Genomic DNA, 18,745 nt, shown 5'->3' on the forward strand with positions numbered 1-18,745 from the left:
GCTCGCCGCGACACGGTTCCACCACCCCCGAACCCGTCATCCGAAAGGCCCCGACATGCCTTTTCCCCCAGCCCGCCGCCGCTTCGGCCGGGCGACAGCCCTGCTGCTGACCCCCCTGTTGGCGGTGGCCCTGACCAGTTGCACGACGAAGGCCGGCACCGGCGACACCGGTGGCGACACCGCGCCCCGGGCCGGCGGGACGCTGACGGTCGCCCTGGCGGTCGAGGTGACGACCCTCGACCCCAGCAAGGGATCCGCCAACGCGATGGCGCTGGTCGGCTCGTCGATCTACGACACCCTCATGGTCGTTCCCAAGCTCGGCGACCAGCCCCAGCCCAATCTCGCCAAGTCGCTGACCGCGAGCCCGGACAAGTTGACCTGGACGATGACCCTGCCCACGGGGGTCCAGTTCAGCGACGGCACGCCCTTCAACGCCGAGGCGGTGAAGTTCAACCTGGAGCGCGGCATGGCCAAGGGCTCCACGGCCGCGGCGCTGCTGTCGTCGGTCAAGTCGGTGGAGGCCCCCGACGAGACCACCGTGCTGCTGCGCCTGAAGGAACCCTTCGCCAGCCTGCCGTACGCCTTCGCCTACGACGGCTCCGGCACCGCGGGCTACATCGCCTCGCCCACCGCCCTCAAGCAGCACGGCGACGACTACACGGCCCACGCGGCCGGCGTCGGACCGTTCAAGCTGAAGTCCTGGTCGCCCGGCAAGCCGGTCGAGCTGGTGCGTAACCCGAACTACTGGAACAAGGACCGGCAGGTCTACCTGGACCAGGTCGTCATCAAGACGATCGCCGACCCGCAGAGCGCCTACCAGGCCCTGCAGGCGGGTGACATCGACCTGATGTCGACGGTCAACCCCACCCTGATGCAGACGGCCAAGGCCGACAGCCAGGTCAACTTCGTCCAGGGGGTGGGCGGCGACCAGGACGCCGTCATCCTCAACCTGACCCAGCCGCCGTTCGACGACCTGCGGCTGCGGCAGGCGGTGTCCAAGGCGCTCAACCGGCAGGAGATCGTCGACCTGACCACCGAGGGCTTCGGCAAGCCGGCGGTCAGCCTGTTCCCCGAGGGGAACGCCTTCCACGGCACGGCCGCCGACCCGGGCTTCGACCTGGCCGGAGCCAAGGCGCTGGTCAAGGAGTACGAGACGGCGACGGGCCGGAAGCCGAGCTTCTCCTACACGTGCAACACCATCCGCCCGGCCACGGACGTCATCGTCGCGCAGCTCAAGGCGGCCGGCTTCGACGTCAAGCTCGACGCGCTGGACTACTCGGCGTGGGTGGCCGCCTTCTTCGGCAAGAAGTACCAGGCGATCTGCTGGACCATGGCCGGCTTCCTGACGCCGGACCTGCTGCCCTACCGGTTCCTGTACTCCGGTGGCGACCTGAACACCGGCGGGTTCACCGACGCGACGTTCGACGCCCGGGTGACCGCGGCGCGCGCCGAGTCCGACCCGGCCAAGCGCAAGCAGCTGTGGAACGAGGCGGACACCGTGCTGACCACCCAACTGCCCTGGGTGTGGACGACCAGCGCGCCGATCGGCTTCATCTGGTCGAAGCGAATGCACAGCGCCGACTACGACGAGCCGAGCCGGCTGCGCTACAGCGTCCCCACCTTCGCCAACGCCTGGGTCACGAACTGACGCCGCCGCCGGTCACGCGACCGGCGGCCTGAGGAAGGGAACACCACATGGAGTGGATCGGTCGGGTCGGTGCCGTCACCGGGGCAGCCTCGGGCATCGGGGCCGCGACGGCGCAGGAGTTGGCCGCCCGCGGCGTGCACGTCGTCGCGATGGACATCGACCCGGCCGGTCTGTCCGCCACGGTCGCCGCGATCGAGGCCGCCGGGGGCGCCGCGACCGCCGCCGTCGTCGACGTCGCCGAGCGGGCCGCGGTGCAGGACGTGATCGCCGGTGTGGCGGCGGGGCACGGACGCCTCGACCTCGTCGTCAACTGCGCCGCGACGTTCCTGGCCCGTGGCCTCGACGTGACCGGCGCCGACTGGGACCACGTGCTGCGGGTCAACGTGCAGGGCATCAGCAACGTCGTGCAGGCGGCCCACCCCCTGCTGGCCCGCGCCCCGGGCGCGGCGGTCGTCAACACCGCCAGCATCTCGGCGCACGTCGCGCAGCGGTCCCGGTGGACGTACAACACGACGAAGGCCGCGATCGTCACGCTGACCAGGTGCATGGCGATGGACCTCGCCCCCGACGGCATCCGCGTCAACGTGGTCAGCCCCGGCTGGATCTGGACCCCCGAGGTCAGCCGGGCGGCGGGCGGCGACCGGGCCGCCTGGGAGCCGGTCTGGGGCCGGTTCCACCTGCTGCGCCGCCTCGGGGAGCCGGTGGAGGTGGCCCGCGCCATCGCCTTCCTGTGCTCCTCCGACGCCAGCTTCATCACCGGCACGGAACTGCCGGTGGACGGCGGCTACCTCGCCATGGGGCCCGAAGGGCTCGGGGACGACTCGTCCTTCGCCGGCTCCCGGTAGCACCGCCCGCCCCGCGGGGCGCATCGACTAGTGATTCGAGGAACGACAGTGACCACCAACATCGTCATCACCGACACCAACCTGGGGGACGGCTCGATCGAACGAGCCGTGCTGGCCGGCGACTTCGCGGTCAGCCGGTTCGACGCCAGGACCGAGGACGCCGTCCTCGACGTCGCCGGCGACGCCGACGGGCTGCTGGTGCAGTGGGCGCCCATCACCGACCGGGTGCTGGCCGGGCTGCCCCGGCTGCGTGCCGTAGTGCGCTACGGCATCGGCCTGGACAACATCGACCTGGCCGCCGCCGCCCGGCGGGGGGTCGAGGTGCGCAACGTCGACGACTACTGCCTGGCGGAGGTCGCCGACCACAGCATGGCGGCCGTCTACGCGCACAACCGCCGGCTCACCACGGCCAGCCGGTCGTGCGCCGACGTGGGGTGGACCACCGCAGGCATCGCCCCCGCGCTGCCGCCCGGGCAGGACCCCGTCGGTGTCGCCGGCTTCGGCCGCATCGGCCGCGAGGTCGCCTCGCGGGCCCTCGCCCTGGGTTTCCCGGTGCACGTGTGGGACCCGTTCGTCTCCGACGTGCCCGCCGGCGTCACGGCGCACCCGACGCTGGTCGAGCTCGCCGCTGCGGTCAACCACCTCACCCTGCACGTGCCCGCGACGCCACAGACGCGCGGGATCGTCGACCGCGCGGTGCTCGACGCGCTCGGGGCCGACGGCCACCTGGTGAACACGGCCCGGGGCGCCCTCGTGGTCGAGACCGACCTGCTGGCGGCGCTCGACGCCGGCACGCTGGGCTTCGCCTCGCTCGACGTGCTGGCCAGCGAGCCACCCGAGCAGACGTCCGCGAAGCTGGCCGGGCACCCGCGGGCCCTGGTGACCCCCCACCTCGCGTACCTGTCGACGGTGTCGCTGCCGCAGTTGCAGCGGCGGGCCGCCGAGATCCTGCGCGACCTGCTGACCACGGCGGGCTGACCGGTGCGCGCTCTCGTCTTCACCCGGCCGAACACGGTGGAACTGCTCGACGTCGCGCCGCCCGTACCCTCAGACGGTGAGGTCGTCGTCGCCGTCCGCGCCGTCGGCATCTGCGGCAGCGAGCTGCACGGCATCGGCGACTCCCACTTCCGCAGCCCGCCGCTGATCATGGGACACGAGTTCTCCGGCACCACGAGCGACGGGCGTCGGGTCACGGTGAACCCGCTGCTGAGCTGCGGCACCTGCGACCTGTGTGGCCTCGGCCGCGAGCAGTTGTGCCGCCGCCGGCAGATCCTCGGCATCCACCGGCCCGGCGCGTTCGCCGAGCACGTGGCGGTGCCCGAGCACGCGCTGCACCCGCTGGCGCCCACGATGTCGTTCGAGACGGCCGCGATGATCGAGCCGCTGGCGAACGCCGTGCACGCCCTGAACCTGGCCCGCCCGGCCGAGGGCGCGCGGATCGCGGTCCTGGGCGCCGGCACGATCGGCCTGGTCTCGTTGCTCGTCGCCCGTCAGTACTCGGACGAGGTGACGGTCTGCGACCTGTCCGAGGCCCGCCTGGCGGTGGCCGAGCGCCTCGGCGCGGCGGCCGTCGGCCCGACCCTGACCGGCGAGTTCGACGTGATCATCGACGCGGTGGGCGCCGCGGCCACGCACCGGCTGTCGGTGCAGCGCCTGCGTCCGGGCGGCACGGCCGTCTGGGTGGGCCTGCTCAGCGGCGACGCCGGCTTCGACGGACAGCAGATCGTCCGGGAGGAGAAGCACGTCGTGGGCTCGTACTGCTACACGGGTGCCGAGTTCGCCCACGCGGTCGCCCTCGCGGAGACGGTCGCGCTGGACTGGACCTCACCGTTCGACCTCGCCGACGGGGCCACCATCTTCACCGAGCTGATGCGGGGCCGCCAGGACGTGGTCAAGGCGGTGCTGCGGCCGTGACGGCGCGGCGACGACCCCAGCCGGCCGACCCCAAGGAAAGGAGGAACGCCATGTACGGCGTGCGGCTACTTCATCTCGGTGACGGTGACGTGCCGGGGCCCGAGGTGTACTGGATGTCGGACTGGGACCGCTGGTACCGGCTCGCCTTCCAGGCGGTCCTGATCCAGGGCCCGGGCGTCAACGCGCTGGTGAGCACCGGCCCGGCCCGGGATCTGGGCCCGATGAACGCGCGGTGGGCCACCTTCCTCGGCGAGCGGGCCGCCCTGCGGCGGGCCCCCGGGCAGTGGCTGCCCGACCAGTTGGCCGCCCATGGCCTCGCCCCCGAGGACATCACGCACGTCCTGCTCACTCCGTTGCAGCTCTACACCACGTCGAACGTGCCGTTCTTCCCCCGCGCGCAGATCTGCCTGACCGAGCGGGGGTGGACCCACTTCCACCGGACGACGAAGCACCCGCACGACGACCGCTGGTCCTGCCTGTCGCCGGAGGTGCTGCACCACCTCACCCACGAGGCGTGGGACCGGGTCCGGCTGCTCGCCGACGAGGACGAGGTCGTGCCCGGCATCCGTACCTGGTGGACCGGGTCGCACCACCGCGCCTCGATGGCCGTCGAGATCGACAGCACCGTCGGCGTCGTCACCGTCACCGACGCCTACTTCACCCGCCGCAACCTGGACTCCGACCATCCGATCGGGATCTGCGAGAACATCTACGAGGCCATGGCGGCGCACGAGCGGGTGCGACGGGTCGCCGACGTGCCGCTGACCCTCTACGACGCCGACCAGCTCACCGCGTACCCGGACGGGCTGGTCGCCGAGCCGCCCGGGCGGTGACGTGCCCGGGGTGCGCTTCCCGCTGTCCGGCCCGGCCGGACAGCGGGAAGCGGCGGGGTCAGCCGGCCGCTCGGTGCCCGACGACGGTCTGCTCCTGCCGGCCCAGGCCCTCGATCTCCAGGGCCACGACGTCGCCGACCCTGAGGTAGGGGAACCGGCCGGACAGCGCGACGCCCTCCGGGGTGCCGGTGTTGACGACGTCGCCCGGCATCAGCAGCATGTGCTGGCTGAGGTGGACGATCAGCTCGGGCACCGAGAAGATCATGTCGGCGGTGCTGGAATCCTGCCGGGGCTCACCGTTGACCCAGGACCGCAGCCGCAGCCGGCCGGGGTCGAGCTCGCTCGCCGGGCGCAGCACCGGCCCGAGCGGGTTGAACGTCTCCGCGCACTTGCCCTTGGACCACTGGCCGCCGGAGACCTCGATCTGGAAGGCGCGCTCGGACAGGTCGTTGGCGAGCGCGTAGCCGGCCACGTAGTCCAGGGCGTCGGCCGGGTCGGTGAGGTGGCGCGGCGTGCGCTTCATGACGACGGCCAGCTCGACCTCCCAGTCGGTCTTCGTCGACCCGAGCGGCAGGACGACGTCGTCGTCGGGGCCGACCACGCAGCCGGGGTGCTTGAGGAAGACCACCGGGTGCTGCGGCGGTGCGGCGCCGGACTCCGTGGCGTGGGCCGCGTAGTTCATTCCGATGCACACCACGGCGGGCGGTCGCGCGATCGGTGCGCCGATCCGCTGCCCGGCCGTGTCGACCGGGTCGAGCGTGCCGGCGGCGAGGGCGGCGGCCACCCGCTCGATGCCGTCGGTCTCGAAGAAGGAACCGTCCAGGTCGGCGGTCAGCCCGGTGAGGTCGTACTCCCGGCCCTCGTGGCGCACGGCCGGGCGTTCCTTGCCGGGAGCGCCGAAGCGGAACAACTCCATGTCAGTCCCTTCGTGTCGTGGGTGCGGCGCCGTCCCGGTAGCCCAGGCGCAGCGAGAGCTGGTGGGCCGTGGAGCAGAGCGTGTCGATGGTGCGCCGGATGAGTTCGGGTGTCTTGCGGACCTCGGGAATGGAGACGCTGATGGCGGCCCGGGTGGTGGCCCGCAGGCCGTTCAGCGGGGCGGCGACGCAGAAGACGCCCGGGGTGTACTCGCAGTTGTCGATCGCGTACCCGTGCGTGCGGGCCTGCCGGACGGCGGCGACGAGCTCGGGGAGCGAGGCGACGGTCTGCGGCGTGTACCGGACGAACTCCGTGTCGGCGAAGCGGTCCCGCAGGTCGTCCTCGTCGAGCTGGCTGAGCAGTGCCTTGCCGATGCCGGTCGCGTACGCCGGCAGGCGCACGCCGACCCGGGAGGCGAGGCGCAGGTGGTGATCCGGATCGACCTTGGCGATGTAGACGTTGTCGGTGCCGTCGAGGGTGGCGAGCTGGACCGTCTCGTTCAGCGTGTCCCGGAGGGTCTCCATGTACGGCAGCGCGACCTTCTCCAGGTCGTTGATCGCGACGTAGCTCTGGCCGGCCTGCCACAGCCGGATGCCGATGCGGAACCGGCGGGTGTCCGGGTCCTGTTCGAGGAAGCCCCGGGCCGTCATCGTCATGAGCAGCACGTAGGTGCTGCTCTTGGGGAACTCCAGGCGGCGCTGGACCTCGGTCAGGGTCAACCCGTCACGGTGCTCGGTCAGCAGGTCGAGGATCGCCAGCGTGCGGTCTGCCGACTTGACGAGAGTGCTCATAGGAACGGACCTGTTCATGTAGATGAACCGTGGTTTTGATACTGGTACCATACAACCTCGTCGCCGCCCGTGGGTCACCGGGTCGGGCGGCACGCCGAAAGGACATCGATTGGGCCAGGATGCCGGGCCTTGCGCCCGTACCGTCGCGTCAGCTCCGTCCCCGGTCCGGGTGGCGCTGTTCGTCACGTGCCTCGTGGACGGGCTGGTGCCCCGCGTCGGCGCCGCGACGGTCGCGGTGCTCGAACGGCTGGGCCTCGACGTGGCCGTGCCTCGGCGACAGACCTGCTGCGGTCAGCTCCACGTGAACTCCGGCTACCCGGACCAGGCGCTGGCCCTGGTCCGCAACCACGTCGCGGCGTTCGCCGACGCCGAGGCGGTCGTCGTGGCCAGCGGCTCGTGTGTGGCGGCGATCCGGCACCAGCACGTCGAGCTCGCCCGGGCGGCCGGTGACGAGGGGCTGGCCGCCGAGGCGGCGGCCGTCGCGGCACGCACCTACGAGCTTTCCGAGTTCCTCGTCGACGTGCGCGGCGTGCTGGACGTCGGTGCGTGGTTCCCCCACCGGGTGACGCTGCACCAGGCGTGCCACGCGCTACGCCTGCTGCGCACCGGCGACCGGGCGCGACGACTGCTGGACCGGGTCGAGGGCATCGAGCTCGTGGACCTGCCCGACGCCGACTCCTGCTGCGGCTTCGGTGGCACCTTCGCGCTGAAGAACGCGTCGGTGTCCGCCGCCATGCTCGCCGACAAGCTGCGGGCGGTCGACGCGACCGGGGCGACTGTCGTCACCGCAGGGGACGCCTCGTGCCTCACCCACCTCGGCGGCGGGCTCTCGCGCGCGGCGGCGAGGGCCCGCACCGTGCACCTGGCCGAGATCCTGGCCGCGACCCGAGATCGACCGTGGGCACCGCCCGGTGCTCCGCCGCACCCGAGGAGACGACCGTGACGGTGTTCCTGGGCCTGCCCACCGCGTCGCCCGGCGTCGGCAACCTGCACGCCGCGACGCCGTTCCCGACCGCCGCCGCCGAGGCGCTGCGCGACGACCAGCTGCGGCGCAACCTCTCGCACGCCACCCGCACCATCCGTGGCCGGCGACTGCAGACGGTCGCCGAGCTCGACGACTGGGAGCAGCTCCGGGCCGCCGGAGCCGCCATCAAGGACGACGTGCTCGACCACCTCGACCGCTACCTGCTCCAGCTCGAACGGGCGGTGACCGCCCGGGGCGGCACGGTGCACTGGGCCCGGGACGCGGCGGAAGCCAACGCCATCGTCGTCGACCTGGTCCGGCAGGCCGGCGCGACCGAGGTGGTCAAGGTCAAGTCGATGGTCACCGCCGAGATCGGCCTCAACGAGGCGCTGGCCCAAGGCGGCATCGGTGCCGTCGAGACCGACCTGGCCGAGCTGATCGTGCAACTCGGCCGGGACCACCCCAGTCACATCCTCGTGCCCGCCATCCACCGCAACCGGCGGGAGATCCGCGACATCTTCCGGCGCGAGATGGCCGGGGTGGACCCCGCGCTCGGCGACGAGCCGGCCGAGCTGGTCGAGGCGGCACGAGCCCACCTGCGGCAGCGGTTCCTCACGGCGCGGGTGGCCGTCTCCGGGGCGAACTTCGCGATCGCCGAGACGGGCACCCTGGCGGTCGTCGAGTCCGAGGGCAACGGGCGGATGTGCCTCACCCTGCCCCGCACCCTCATTACCGTCATGGGGATCGAGAAGGTCCTGCCGAGCTGGCGCGACCTCGAGGTGTTCCTGCAACTGCTGCCCCGCTCGTCGACCGCCGAGCGGATGAACCCGTACACGTCGATGTGGACCGGCGCGGTGGAGGGGCAGGAGTTCCACCTCGTGCTGCTCGACAACGGGCGCACCGCGACCCTGGCCGACCCGGCTGGTCGGGCGGCCCTGCGGTGCATCCGGTGCTCGGCGTGCCTGAACGTCTGCCCGGTCTACGAGCGCACGGGCGGACACGCGTACGGCTCGGTCTATCCCGGGCCGATCGGCGCGGTGCTCACCCCGCAACTGACCGGGGTGGCCGACCACCCCCACCTGCCGTTCGCGTCGACCCTGTGCGGGGCCTGCTTCGACGCGTGCCCGGTGGCGATCGACATCCCGCGCATGCTGGTGCACCTGCGGGCGCAGGCGGTGGCGGCGGGCGCGCGGCAGCGGCGGCTGCCGACGTCCGAGGCCGCCGCGATGTCGGTGCTCGGCTGGCTCATGTCCAGCCCGGGGCGCTGGTCCGCCGCCCTACGGGCGCTGTGGCTGGGGCGGGTCCTGGGCCGGCGTACCGGTTGGATCCGCCGGTTGCCGCCGCCGATGTCGGCGTGGACGAGGTCGCGGGACGCGCCCCGCCCGCCGCGCCGCCCGTTCCGGGCCCGGGGCAGGCGGCGGTGAGCCGCGACGTGTCCAGCGGCGGGACCGGACGCGACGCCGACGCCGCGCGGGCCGAGGTGCTGCGCCGGGTCCGGCTCGCCGTCGGGACGCAGCCGCCCGGCGTCGGGGTGCCCCGGGACTACCGGGGCGTCGGCGCGCGTCCGGCCGACGACCCGGTCGGGTTGTTCGTGGAGCGGCTGACCGACTACCGGGCGAGCGCGTACCGGTGCGGTGCGGACGAGGTCGGCGGGGCGATCGCCGGCATCCTGGGCGAGCGCGGCCGGACCCGCATCTGCGTCCCCCACGGCCTGCCCGCGCGGTGGACCGCGCCCGGTTGGCAGGTGATCGGCGGCGGCGCGCCACCGGACCCGGTCGCGCTCGACGCCTTCGACGGGGTGGTCTCCGGTTGCGCCCTGGCGATCGCGCTCACCGGCACGATCGTGCTGGACTCGGGGCCGGGCCAGGGCTGGCGCGCGGTCACCCTGGTTCCCGACTACCACCTGGTGGTGGTGCGTGCCGAGCAGATCGTGCCGGCCGTGCCGGACGCGGTCGCCCGACTCGACGCCACCCGGCCGATGACCTGGATCAGCGGGCCCAGTGCCACGAGCGACATCGAGTTCGACCGGGTCGAGGGGGTGCACGGTCCGCGCACGCTGGACGTGCTGGTGGTGGCCGAGGGCCGGTAGGCCCTCCCGGCCGGGCGGGGCCTGTCGAGTGCCGGCAGGCCCCGCCCTACCGGGCGGTGGCGCGCAGCTCGACCTTGCGAACCTTGCCGGAGGCCGTCTTGGGCAGGTCGCCGAACTCGATGCGGTCGGGCACCTTGAAGGCGGCCAGGTGGGCCCGCACGTGGGCGCGCAGCGCGTCCGGGTCGGCGGGCGCGCCGGGCCGCAGCGTCACGAAGGCCACCGGCCGCTCGCCCCAGCGCTCGTCGGGCACCGCGACCACGGCGGCCTCCAGCACCGCGGGATGGCTGCACAGCACCGCCTCGACCTCTATGGACGAGATGTTCTCCCCGCCCGAGATGATCACGTCCTTGGCGCGGTCGCGCAGTTGGAGGTAGCCGTCGGGGTGCCGGACCCCGAGGTCGCCGGTGCGGAACCAGCCGCCCGGTCCGGCCTCCCGGGTCGCCGCCTCGTCCCGGTAGTAGCCGAGCATGACGTTGTTGCCGCGGATCGCGACCTCGCCGACCGTCTCGCCGTCGGCAGGGACGTCGCGGCCGTCGGCGTCCAGCACCCGCAGCTCGCACGAGACCACGTTGGCCACGCCCTGCCGGGCGCGCAGCGTCGCCTGCTCCGCGGCCGGCCGGTCGTCCCACTCCGGCCGCCAGTCGCAGATCGCCGCCGGGCCGAAGGTCTCGGTCAGTCCGTACAGGTGCGTGACGTCGAAGCCGAGCGCCGCGCACCGGCGCAGCAGGCTGGGCGACGGCGGCGCGCCGCCGACCGCGACCGTGACCTGCCGGCCCGCGACGGCGCCGGCCGCGCCGGCCTCGGCGAGGGACACGAGCACCGTGGGCGCGGCGCACAGCATGGTGACCCGCTCGTCGCGGATCAGTTCCCAGACCCGGTCCGGCGCGACCCGGGGGAGGCAGACGTGGGTGCCGCCGGCCGCGGTCACCGCCCAGGTGAAGCACCAGCCGTTGCAGTGGAACATCGGCAGCGTCCACAGGTAGGCGGTGTCGGCGCCCAGCCCGAAGTGAGCGACCATCGCCAGCGACTGGAGGTAGGCGCCCCGGTGGTGGTACATCACCCCCTTGGGGCGGCCGGTGGTGCCGCTGGTGTAGTTCAACGCCATCAGCGCACGCTCGTCGGTCACCGGCACCCGGCGCGGTGGCGCGGCGGCGAGCAGTCGCTCGTACTCCGCGCCGCCGTTGACCAGCCGCACCCCGGGCAGCGCCCGCACGATCGTGGCGGCGAACCCGGCGAGATCCGGGTCGTGCAGCAGGACCCGGCAGCCGGCGTGGTCGAGGATGTAGCGCAGTTCGTCGGCGGAGAGTCGGGTGTTCAGCGTGACGAGGACCGCGCCGCCGTAGAGGACCCCGAAGTGTGCCTCCAGCATGAGGTGCGTGTTCGGCGCCAGGACGGCGACCCGGTCACCCGGCCGGACGCCGAGGTCGGCCAGCGCGCCGGCCAGGCGCAGGCACCGGTCGTGGAACTGGTGGTACGTCAGCCGAAGCGCGCCGTCGACCACCGCCAAGCGGTCGGCGTGCACCGCCGCGGCCCGGTCGAGGAAGGCGGTCGGGGTCAGGGGTTCGAAGCTGAGGCTGCTGTGGGGCCCGTCCCGATCGGCACGGCCCGCTCGGGCACTGCTCGCCATAACAGAGGGTTCCGTCTCGTTCGGCTGGAGAGTCCGGCCATTGTTTCCGCCTGTTCCAGATACTGTCAACAGGTTCAGATGTGTGAACCGGCCTGGTGGTCGTGCCCCGCGATCCGCAGGGCCATCTCCCCGTACTGGCGGACGACCTCGTCCTCGGTGAACTCGCCGTCGGGCCGGAACCACATCGCCACGCCGATGCCCATGTCGAGAATCGCGTACGAGGCGAGCCGGGCCGACGGGACCCGGAACCGGCCGAGGTCGACGCCGTCGGTGATGAGCTGGCGCAGCCGCCGCTCGTAGGTGGCGCGCCGGTCGAGAACGTCGCTGCGGTGCGGCTCGTCCAGGCTGTTGATCTCCCGGTTGCCGACGAACGCCTCCGCCGCGTGCCGGGCGTGGTAGCGCACGTGGGCCTCGGCGGCCCGGCGCAGCCGGCTCTCGACGTCGGTGCCGCCGTCCAGGGCGACCTGCTGGTCCTCCAGCAGCGCCGTCATGGTGCGCAGCATGATCCCGGCGAGCAGGTCCTGCTTCGAGCGCACGTGCTTGTACACGCTGGGTCCCCGGATCCCGGCGCGTTCGCCGATCTCGTCCATCGTGGTGAGCTGGTAGCCCCGGGCGGCGAACAGGTCGAGCGCCGCAGCCCGGACCCGCTCGCCCCGATCCGGTCGACCGCCCGCGGGGGTGGGGGCGGGGCCGTGCGGGCGTGCCTGGTCGTCCATCTTCCGGAATTCCACCGGCACATGTTGACACGCCCTCGCGAGCCTGCTTCCCTGTATCGGCTAGTGAGCGTTAGCTCAGTTTGATGGCACCGGAGGCAGCCTTGGCCGTGGATCTCACCCCCGACGACGCCGCCCGCTCCGTCGCCGAACGCACCCGGGCGTTCGTCCGGGACACGGTGCTCGCCGTCGAGCGCGAGCACCGGGGCAGCGCCCATGCGCTGCCGGAACAGGTGCGGCTCGACCTGCAGGCCGCGGCGAGACAGGCGGGGGTCTTCTGTCCGCACCTGCCCCCACGATGGGGCGGCCTGGGCATCGACCGGCGCGGACAGGCGCTCGTGTTCGAGGAGGCCGGCTACTCGCTGTTCGGCCCGCTGGCGCTCAACATCGCGGCCCCCGACGAGGGCAACATGCACCTGCTGGCGGCGGTTGCCGACCCCGAACAGCAGGAGCGATACCTCCGCCCGCTCGCGGCCGGGCTGATCCGGTCCTGCTTCGCCATGACCGAACCGGCGCCGGGGGCGGGATCCGACCCGAGCGCGCTCGTCACCACCGCCCGCCCGGTGCCGGGTGGGTGGGTCCTGAACGGGCGCAAGTGGTTCACCACCGGCGCCGACGGGGCGGCGTTCGCCATCGTCATGGCCCGCACCTCCGGCCAGCCCGGCGACCGGGGCGGCGCGACGATGTTCCTGGTCGACACCGACGTCCCCGGGCTGGAGCTGGTCCGGACGATCGAGACCCTCGACGAGGCGATGGTCGGCGGGCACGGCGAGCTCGTGCTACAGGACTGCTTCGTCCCGGCCGACCGGGTCCTCGGCGCGGTGGACCAGGGGTTCGACAACGCCCAGGTCCGGCTCGCGCCGGCACGCCTGACGCACTGCATGCGGTGGCTCGGCCTGGCCCGCCACGCTCAGGACATCGCGCTGGACCGCGCGGCCGGCCGGCGGGCCTTCGGGTCGGCGCTGGCCGACCTGGGCATGATCCAGCAGATGCTCGCCGACAGCGAGATCGAGATCGAGGCCAGCCGCGCCCTCATCCTGCGGGCGGCGTGGGAGCTCGACTCCGGGGGCCGCGCCGCGCAGTCCACCTCCGTCGCGAAGGCGTTCGTCGCGGAGGCGGTGTGGCGGATCGTCGACCGGTCGCTGCAGATCTGCGGCTCCCTCGGCGTCTCGGGCGACCTCATGCTCGGGCGCTACCTGCGGGAGGTGCGTCCGTTCCGGATCTACGACGGGCCGAGCGAGACCCATCGCTGGGCGATCTCCCGCCGGGCGGTCAAGCGCCGGGCCCGGGAGCGCGAGGCGGCGGTGCGGGGAGCGCTGCCGGCATGACCGCCGATCTGCGTTCGCTGGACCTGCCCGCGCTGGGGGCGTACCTGGCCGACAAAATCCCGGGCCTCACCGGGGGCCTGCGGGTGGACTTCGTGGACGGCGGGCGTTCCAACCTGACGTACGCCGTCCACGCCGGCGACCGGTCGTGGGCGCTTCGGCGTCCTCCGTTCGGCACCATCGCGCCCTCGGCGAACGACATCCACCGCGAGTTCCGGGTCACCGCCGCCCTGGCCGGCTCGACCGTGCCGGTCGCGGCACCCGTGCTGTACTGCGCGGACCCGGCCGTGATCGGGGCGCCGTTCAGCCTCGCGGCCTGGGTGGACGGCGTGGTGATCCGCGACCCCGGGCAACTCGCCGTCCTCGCGCCGTCGACCGTGCGCGCCGTCGGGCATTCGATGATCGACCTGTTGCTGCGGCTGCACTCCGTGGCGCCCGCGAGCGTCGGCCTCGACGCCTTCGGCCGACCGGAGGGCTTCCTGCTGCGACAGGTGCACCGCTGGAAGCGGCAGTGGGACGTCGTCGCGACGCGGTCGTCCGCCGACGCCGACGAACTGCACCGACGCCTGGCGGCCGCCGTGCCGCCGCAGTCCGCGCCGGGCATCGTGCACGGCGACTTCCGGCTGGACAACATCATCTATTCGGCGGACCTGTCCGGGGCGGCCGCGCTGCTCGACTGGGAGATGGCCACGATCGGCGACCCGCTCACCGACCTGGGTCTGCTGCTGGTCTACACCGACCCGGTGTGCGCGCCCGTGCTGCCGCACGGCTGCCCGGTGACCGGCAGCGACCACTTCCCGACCCGCGACGAGCTGGTGGCGGGCTACGCCGCCGGCACGTCCCGCGACCTCACGCAGCTGACCTTCTACGAGGCGCTGGGCTACTACAAGCTGGCCGTGATCGCGGAGGGCGTGCACCGCCGGTTCGTGGAGGGGATGACCGTCGGATCCGGTTTCGAGACGGTGGGTGGTGCCGTGCCCGGCCTGCTCGCCGCCGGGCTGGCCCGGCTCGGCGGGTGATCCGGGCATCCCTCAGGAGCAGGGGAACCGGATGTCCGTGCTGGCGGTCTCGGTGCCGCTGGTGACCGTCACCCGCACGACGTTGTCGACGTACGCCGAGCAGTGTCCGCTGCTCGCCGGGCCCTGGTCGTCGTAGAAGACCGTGATCGGGATCAGCGGCTGCCACGTGTAGTGGTAGCCGCTGGTGCCGCCGGTGGCCGACGCGGTGCAGTCGAAGTCGCACCGCAGGACGAGCCACACTATTCATCGACGTACTCCCATGTAACGATATTGACATCAGATGTCATACGAATTACGTTGGCCATGCTCCCGTCACCCTCCGCCAGGCGGGGGAGCGCACGTGCCGCAGCAGCCGTGCCTGCACCCGGACGGGCGTCGTCAAGCTGGCCGTCCCCGGTCAGGTCGGTGCTGGCGGCCACGCGGGGGTGAGGACGCCGATGTCAACTCCGGTGCCGGGCGCTGGTGCCCGGACGGCCCGGTTCTTCAACCCGCATTCCCGAGAGATGGGGAGGACAATGCGAAAGCTAGCCGCTGCCCTCACGGCGCTGGTCACCGCCGCCGCGCTCGTGCTGATCGGGCCGCCGGGACCGGCGTCCGCCGCCCCCTACGTTCCGCAGGGGTCCAACCGGTCCGTGCTCAACTTCAACACCAACTGGCTGTTCTCCGGTGACGTGTCCGGCGGCGCCGGGCAGGCCGTGGGGCTGGACGAGAGCGGGTTCGTCCCCGTGACCCTGCCCTACTACCGGACCCACCCGCACAAGGGCTTCCCCAAGGGCGACTTCGAGGTGCCCGCCTCGTGGTACCGCCGCCACTTCACGCTGCCCACCCAGTACGCCGGCCGCCGCATCGCCGTCGAGTTCCAGGGCGTCGCGAAGGTCGCCGACGTCTACGTCAACGGCACCTTCGTCGGCCAGCACAAGGGCGCCTACACGTCGTTCACGTACGACATCACGCCGTACCTCACCATCGGCGGCGCCGACAACGTGATCGCGGTGAAGGTCGACTCCATGACCCGCAACGACATCCCGCCGGAGGGCGGCGCGATCGACTACTACGTCTGGGGCGGGATCGTCCGCGACGTCAACATGATCGTCGCCGACCCGGTGCACGTGGACTGGACGTACCTCACCACCCCCACCACCAACACGGTCAACGCGCGGACCCGGGTGCGCAACGACAGCGCCCAGTCCCGGTCGGTCACCGTCGTCACCCAGGTCGTGGACGCCACCAACAACGTCGTGGCCACCGGCACGGCCACCCAGACCATCGGGGCGCAGTCGGCCGTCGAGTTCGCCTACGACACCAGCACGATCGCCAACCCCACCGCCTGGCACCCGGACCGCCCGTACCTCTACACCGTCTACACGCAGGTGCGCGACGGCTCCACCTACGTGGACGAGCACAAGACCCGGATCGGCATCCGGACCATCCAGTTCAACAAGAGCGACGGCAAGTTCTACATCAACGGCCAGGCGCTGAAGCTGCGCGGGCTCAACCGGCACGAGTCCTACCCCTACATCGGCCGGGCCGCGCCCAACCGGCTCCAGGCCAAGGACGCCGACATCATCAAGTACGAACTCGGCGCGAACATCGTGCGGACCTCGCACTACCCGCAGGACCCGGAGTTCCTCGACCGCGCCGACGAGATCGGCCTGCTGGTGATGGAGGAGATCCCCGGCTGGCAGCACATCGGCAACACCGCCTGGCAGGACATCGCGGTGGAGAACGTCCGCGAGATGGTGATGCGCGACCGCAACCACCCGTCGGTCGTGCTGTGGGGGGTGCGGATCAACGAGTCCGGCGACAACCACAACTTCTACACCCGCACCAACAACCTGGCCCGGCAGCTCGACCCGTCGCGTCCCACCGGCGGCGTGCGCAACTTCAAGGGCAGCGAGCTGCTGGAGGACGTCTACACCTACAACGACTTCTCCGGCACCGCCGAAGCGCCGACCGTGCTGCCGTGGCTGGTCACCGAGGCGGTCGGGCACACCTCCCCGCACAAGTCGTGGGACCCGGAGCAGACGCAGGTCAACACGATGCGGGTGCACCTGAACGTGCAGAACACCGCCGCCGGCAGGTCGAACATGGCCGGCGCGCTGGGCTGGGCGGCCTTCGACTACAACACCACGTTCGTGACCCCGCCGTCCTGCCAGGACTACACCTGCTACCACGGCGTCTCGGACATCTTCCGGATCCCGAAGATCGCCGCCGCCGCGTACGCCTCGCAGCGCGACCCCGCGCTGTACGGGCCGTACGTGTCGATCGCCAGCCAGTGGACGCCCGGCGTCTCCAGCGGCACCGTCTACGTCGGCGGCAACTGCCAGCAGGTCGAGCTGTTCGTCAACGGCGCGTCCCGGGGACGCATCAACCCCAACGCGTACACGAGCCTGCCGCACCCGATGTTCCAGTTCACCGGGATCACCGTGAGCACCGGGCAGCTGCGGGCCGACTGCTGGATCGGCGGGCAGGTCGTGGCCACCGACACCCGGCACACCCCGGGCGCGGCGACCCGGCTGACGCTGACGGCCGACGACTCCGCGATCAAGGCCGACGGCGGGGACATGACCCGCGTCGTGGTCAAGGCCCTCGACAGCAACAACCAGGTGGTACCCACCAACAGCGCCCCCGTGTCGTTCACCGTCACCGGGCCCGGGGCGGTCGTGGGGGAGAGCCCGCTGGCCCTGGAGGCCGGCACCGGCGCGGTGTACCTCAAGAGCGCGCTGGGCCAGACCGGCGCGGTGACGCTGACGGCGTCGGCGCCGGGCCTGACGTCGGCGAACGTCACCGTGAACACGACCGCGTCCACCGACCCGATCGTGCCGACCAGCGGCGCGTACACGTTCGGCTTCCCGGTCGACGTCAACGACCGGCAGAGCTTCACCTACGCGGGGAGCTGGCAGGCCGTCGGGGACAACCAGACCTTCAGCAAGGACTACACCCGCAGCGGCACGGCCGGTGACACGGCCACCCTCACCGTCACCGGCAACCGCGTGGTGCTGTTCGGGGTGCAGGACCCGTCGCACGGCTCGGCCGCCGTCTCGGTCGACGGCGGCCCGGAGCAGACGGTCAGCTTCCAGGCGTCCGCCCGTCGGGGCAACGTGGCGCTGTACAACAGCGGCACCCTCACGCAGGGGCAACACGTCGTGCGGGTACGGGTCGTCGGCAACGGCCCCGTCGCGCTGGACCGGGCCACCGTCGTGTCGGCCGCGCCGGCCGTGGTGGCGCCGCCGCCCCCGGCGAACGGCGGGAACGGCCAGCAGGGCACCATCGTCGGCACCCAGTCCAACCGCTGCGTGGACGTGCCGAACTCGACGACGACCAACGGCACCCAGGTGCAGCTCTTCGACTGCGGGGGCGGCAGCAACCAGCGGTGGACCTACACGTCGAGCCGCCAGCTCCAGGTGTACGGCAACAAGTGCCTGGACGCCTACGGCCAGGGCACCAGCAATGGCACCACGGTCGTGATCTGGGACTGCAACGGCGGCAGCAACCAGCAGTGGAACGTCAACGCCAACGGCACCATCACGGGCGTGGCGTCGGGGCTCTGCCTGGATGCCAGCGGCGCCGCCACCGCCAACGGCACGAAGATCGTCCTGTGGTCGTGCAACGGCGGCGCGAACCAGCAGTGGAGCCTGAAGACCTCCTAGCCGGCCGCAACCCCGGATCCGGGCCAGCCCGCGCACCTGCGGGCTGGCCCGTCGTCCGGCCGGTGGCCCGCGGTCGCCGCTCACCCGGCGCGAGGGTGGGGTCACGCTGCGCGGCGACTCGCCCGACACATCATCTGGTGTTGCCATCTTCGCCTTGCGCCCATATATGGTGTCACCCGTAGCTGGTTCGGCCATCGGTCCACGGTGGTCGAGGCAAGAGGGAACCCGGTGTGATTCCGGGGCTGCCCCGCAGCGGTGAGTGGGAACGACCGCCGTCAACGAAGCACTGGGCCCGGCCGGGCCTGGGAAGCGACGGCCAGTAGGCACCGAGCATGACGCCCGCGAGTCCGAAGACCTGCCAGCGTGCCGCACGCGACGCGTGCGGCGGTCGAAGGCCGCGTGGGACGGCCGA

Annotated in this window: 16 protein-coding genes and 1 riboswitch; of the genes, 11 read left to right on the plus strand and 5 right to left on the minus strand. The window is 72.4% G+C overall.

Annotation, left to right across the window (positions count from 1 at the left end):
* The first annotated feature begins 55 nt into the window (after positions 1-55).
* From LPU61_RS21765 to LPU61_RS21785, 5 genes are all read left to right on the plus strand, one after another.
* Positions 56-1,648 (plus strand): ABC transporter substrate-binding protein, encoded by a 1,593-nt coding sequence (locus LPU61_RS21765; RefSeq protein ID WP_144420420.1) that lies wholly within the window; start codon positions 56-58, stop codon positions 1,646-1,648.
* Positions 1,649-1,695: 47 nt separating this feature from the next.
* Positions 1,696-2,493 carry an SDR family oxidoreductase gene (locus LPU61_RS21770; protein ID WP_043968334.1) on the plus strand — a complete coding sequence of 266 codons (798 nt, stop codon included), beginning with the start codon at positions 1,696-1,698 and terminating at the stop codon, positions 2,491-2,493.
* Positions 2,494-2,541: 48 nt separating this feature from the next.
* On the plus strand, positions 2,542-3,471 hold the full coding sequence (locus LPU61_RS21775) for an NAD(P)-dependent oxidoreductase (protein ID WP_043968336.1): 930 nt from the start codon (positions 2,542-2,544) through the stop codon (positions 3,469-3,471).
* A 3-nt stretch (positions 3,472-3,474) separates the two neighbouring features.
* Positions 3,475-4,407, plus strand: coding sequence for a zinc-binding dehydrogenase (locus LPU61_RS21780; protein WP_043968337.1), 933 nt, complete (start codon positions 3,475-3,477; stop codon positions 4,405-4,407).
* A 113-nt stretch (positions 4,408-4,520) separates the two neighbouring features.
* Entirely contained in the window at positions 4,521-5,240 is a 720-nt protein-coding gene (locus tag LPU61_RS21785) for a hypothetical protein (protein ID WP_229405922.1), read from the plus strand.
* A gap of 58 nt (positions 5,241-5,298) precedes the next feature.
* On the opposite strand, the gene LPU61_RS21790 is transcribed toward LPU61_RS21785, so the two are convergent.
* Entirely contained in the window at positions 5,299-6,156 is an 858-nt protein-coding gene (locus LPU61_RS21790) for a fumarylacetoacetate hydrolase family protein (protein ID WP_229405924.1), read from the minus strand.
* A 1-nt stretch (position 6,157) separates the two neighbouring features.
* Complete coding sequence (locus tag LPU61_RS21795) at positions 6,158-6,946, minus strand: IclR family transcriptional regulator (protein ID WP_052503961.1); 789 nt, start codon at positions 6,944-6,946, stop codon at positions 6,158-6,160.
* 169 nt (positions 6,947-7,115) lie between these two features.
* On the opposite strand from LPU61_RS21795, the gene LPU61_RS21800 reads away from it, so the two are divergent.
* Genes LPU61_RS21800 through LPU61_RS21810 form a run of 3 tightly spaced genes read left to right on the plus strand, consistent with a single transcriptional unit; the run spans position 7,116 to position 9,999 of the window.
* On the plus strand, positions 7,116-7,889 hold the full coding sequence (locus LPU61_RS21800) for a (Fe-S)-binding protein (RefSeq protein WP_229405926.1): 774 nt from the start codon (positions 7,116-7,118) through the stop codon (positions 7,887-7,889).
* Positions 7,886-9,334 (plus strand): lactate utilization protein B, encoded by a 1,449-nt coding sequence (locus LPU61_RS21805; RefSeq protein WP_043969462.1) that lies wholly within the window; start codon positions 7,886-7,888, stop codon positions 9,332-9,334. The genes LPU61_RS21800 and LPU61_RS21805 overlap by 4 nt, the downstream gene beginning before the upstream one ends.
* Positions 9,331-9,999: a lactate utilization protein C gene (locus LPU61_RS21810; RefSeq protein WP_229405927.1), complete on the plus strand. Its 669-nt coding sequence runs from the start codon at positions 9,331-9,333 to the stop codon at positions 9,997-9,999. The genes LPU61_RS21805 and LPU61_RS21810 overlap by 4 nt, the downstream gene beginning before the upstream one ends.
* Positions 10,000-10,045: 46 nt before the next feature.
* On the opposite strand, the gene LPU61_RS21815 is transcribed toward LPU61_RS21810, so the two are convergent.
* Positions 10,046-11,626: a long-chain-fatty-acid--CoA ligase gene (locus LPU61_RS21815; protein ID WP_229405928.1), complete on the minus strand. Its 1,581-nt coding sequence runs from the start codon at positions 11,624-11,626 to the stop codon at positions 10,046-10,048.
* A 74-nt stretch (positions 11,627-11,700) separates the two neighbouring features.
* The gene (locus LPU61_RS21820; protein WP_199486153.1) at positions 11,701-12,357 is read right to left on the minus strand and encodes a TetR/AcrR family transcriptional regulator; all 657 of its coding nucleotides are present in this window, start codon (positions 12,355-12,357) and stop codon (positions 11,701-11,703) included.
* A 92-nt stretch (positions 12,358-12,449) separates the two neighbouring features.
* Here LPU61_RS21820 and LPU61_RS21825 point away from each other — a divergent pair, with 92 nt between their 5' ends.
* The gene (locus tag LPU61_RS21825; RefSeq protein ID WP_229405929.1) at positions 12,450-13,667 is read left to right on the plus strand and encodes an acyl-CoA dehydrogenase family protein; all 1,218 of its coding nucleotides are present in this window, start codon (positions 12,450-12,452) and stop codon (positions 13,665-13,667) included.
* Positions 13,664-14,683, plus strand: a complete 1,020-nt coding sequence (locus LPU61_RS21830; RefSeq protein WP_043968350.1) for a phosphotransferase family protein — start codon at positions 13,664-13,666, stop codon at positions 14,681-14,683. The genes LPU61_RS21825 and LPU61_RS21830 overlap by 4 nt, the downstream gene beginning before the upstream one ends.
* Positions 14,684-14,695: 12 nt before the next feature.
* On the opposite strand, the gene LPU61_RS21835 is transcribed toward LPU61_RS21830, so the two are convergent.
* Entirely contained in the window at positions 14,696-14,923 is a 228-nt protein-coding gene (locus LPU61_RS21835; protein ID WP_229405930.1) for a hypothetical protein, read from the minus strand.
* Positions 14,924-15,198: 275 nt separating this feature from the next.
* Between LPU61_RS21835 and LPU61_RS21840 the strand changes: the two genes are divergently transcribed.
* Positions 15,199-18,333: a glycoside hydrolase family 2 TIM barrel-domain containing protein gene (locus tag LPU61_RS21840; RefSeq protein ID WP_052503962.1), complete on the plus strand. Its 3,135-nt coding sequence runs from the start codon at positions 15,199-15,201 to the stop codon at positions 18,331-18,333.
* 166 nt (positions 18,334-18,499) lie between these two features.
* Positions 18,500-18,711, plus strand: a riboswitch (cobalamin riboswitch).
* Positions 18,712-18,745 lie beyond the last annotated feature (34 nt).

The sequence above is a fragment of the Micromonospora sp. NBRC 110038 genome (assembly GCF_020884815.1).
Classification (GTDB): Bacteria; Actinomycetota; Actinomycetes; order Mycobacteriales; family Micromonosporaceae; genus Micromonospora; species Micromonospora haikouensis.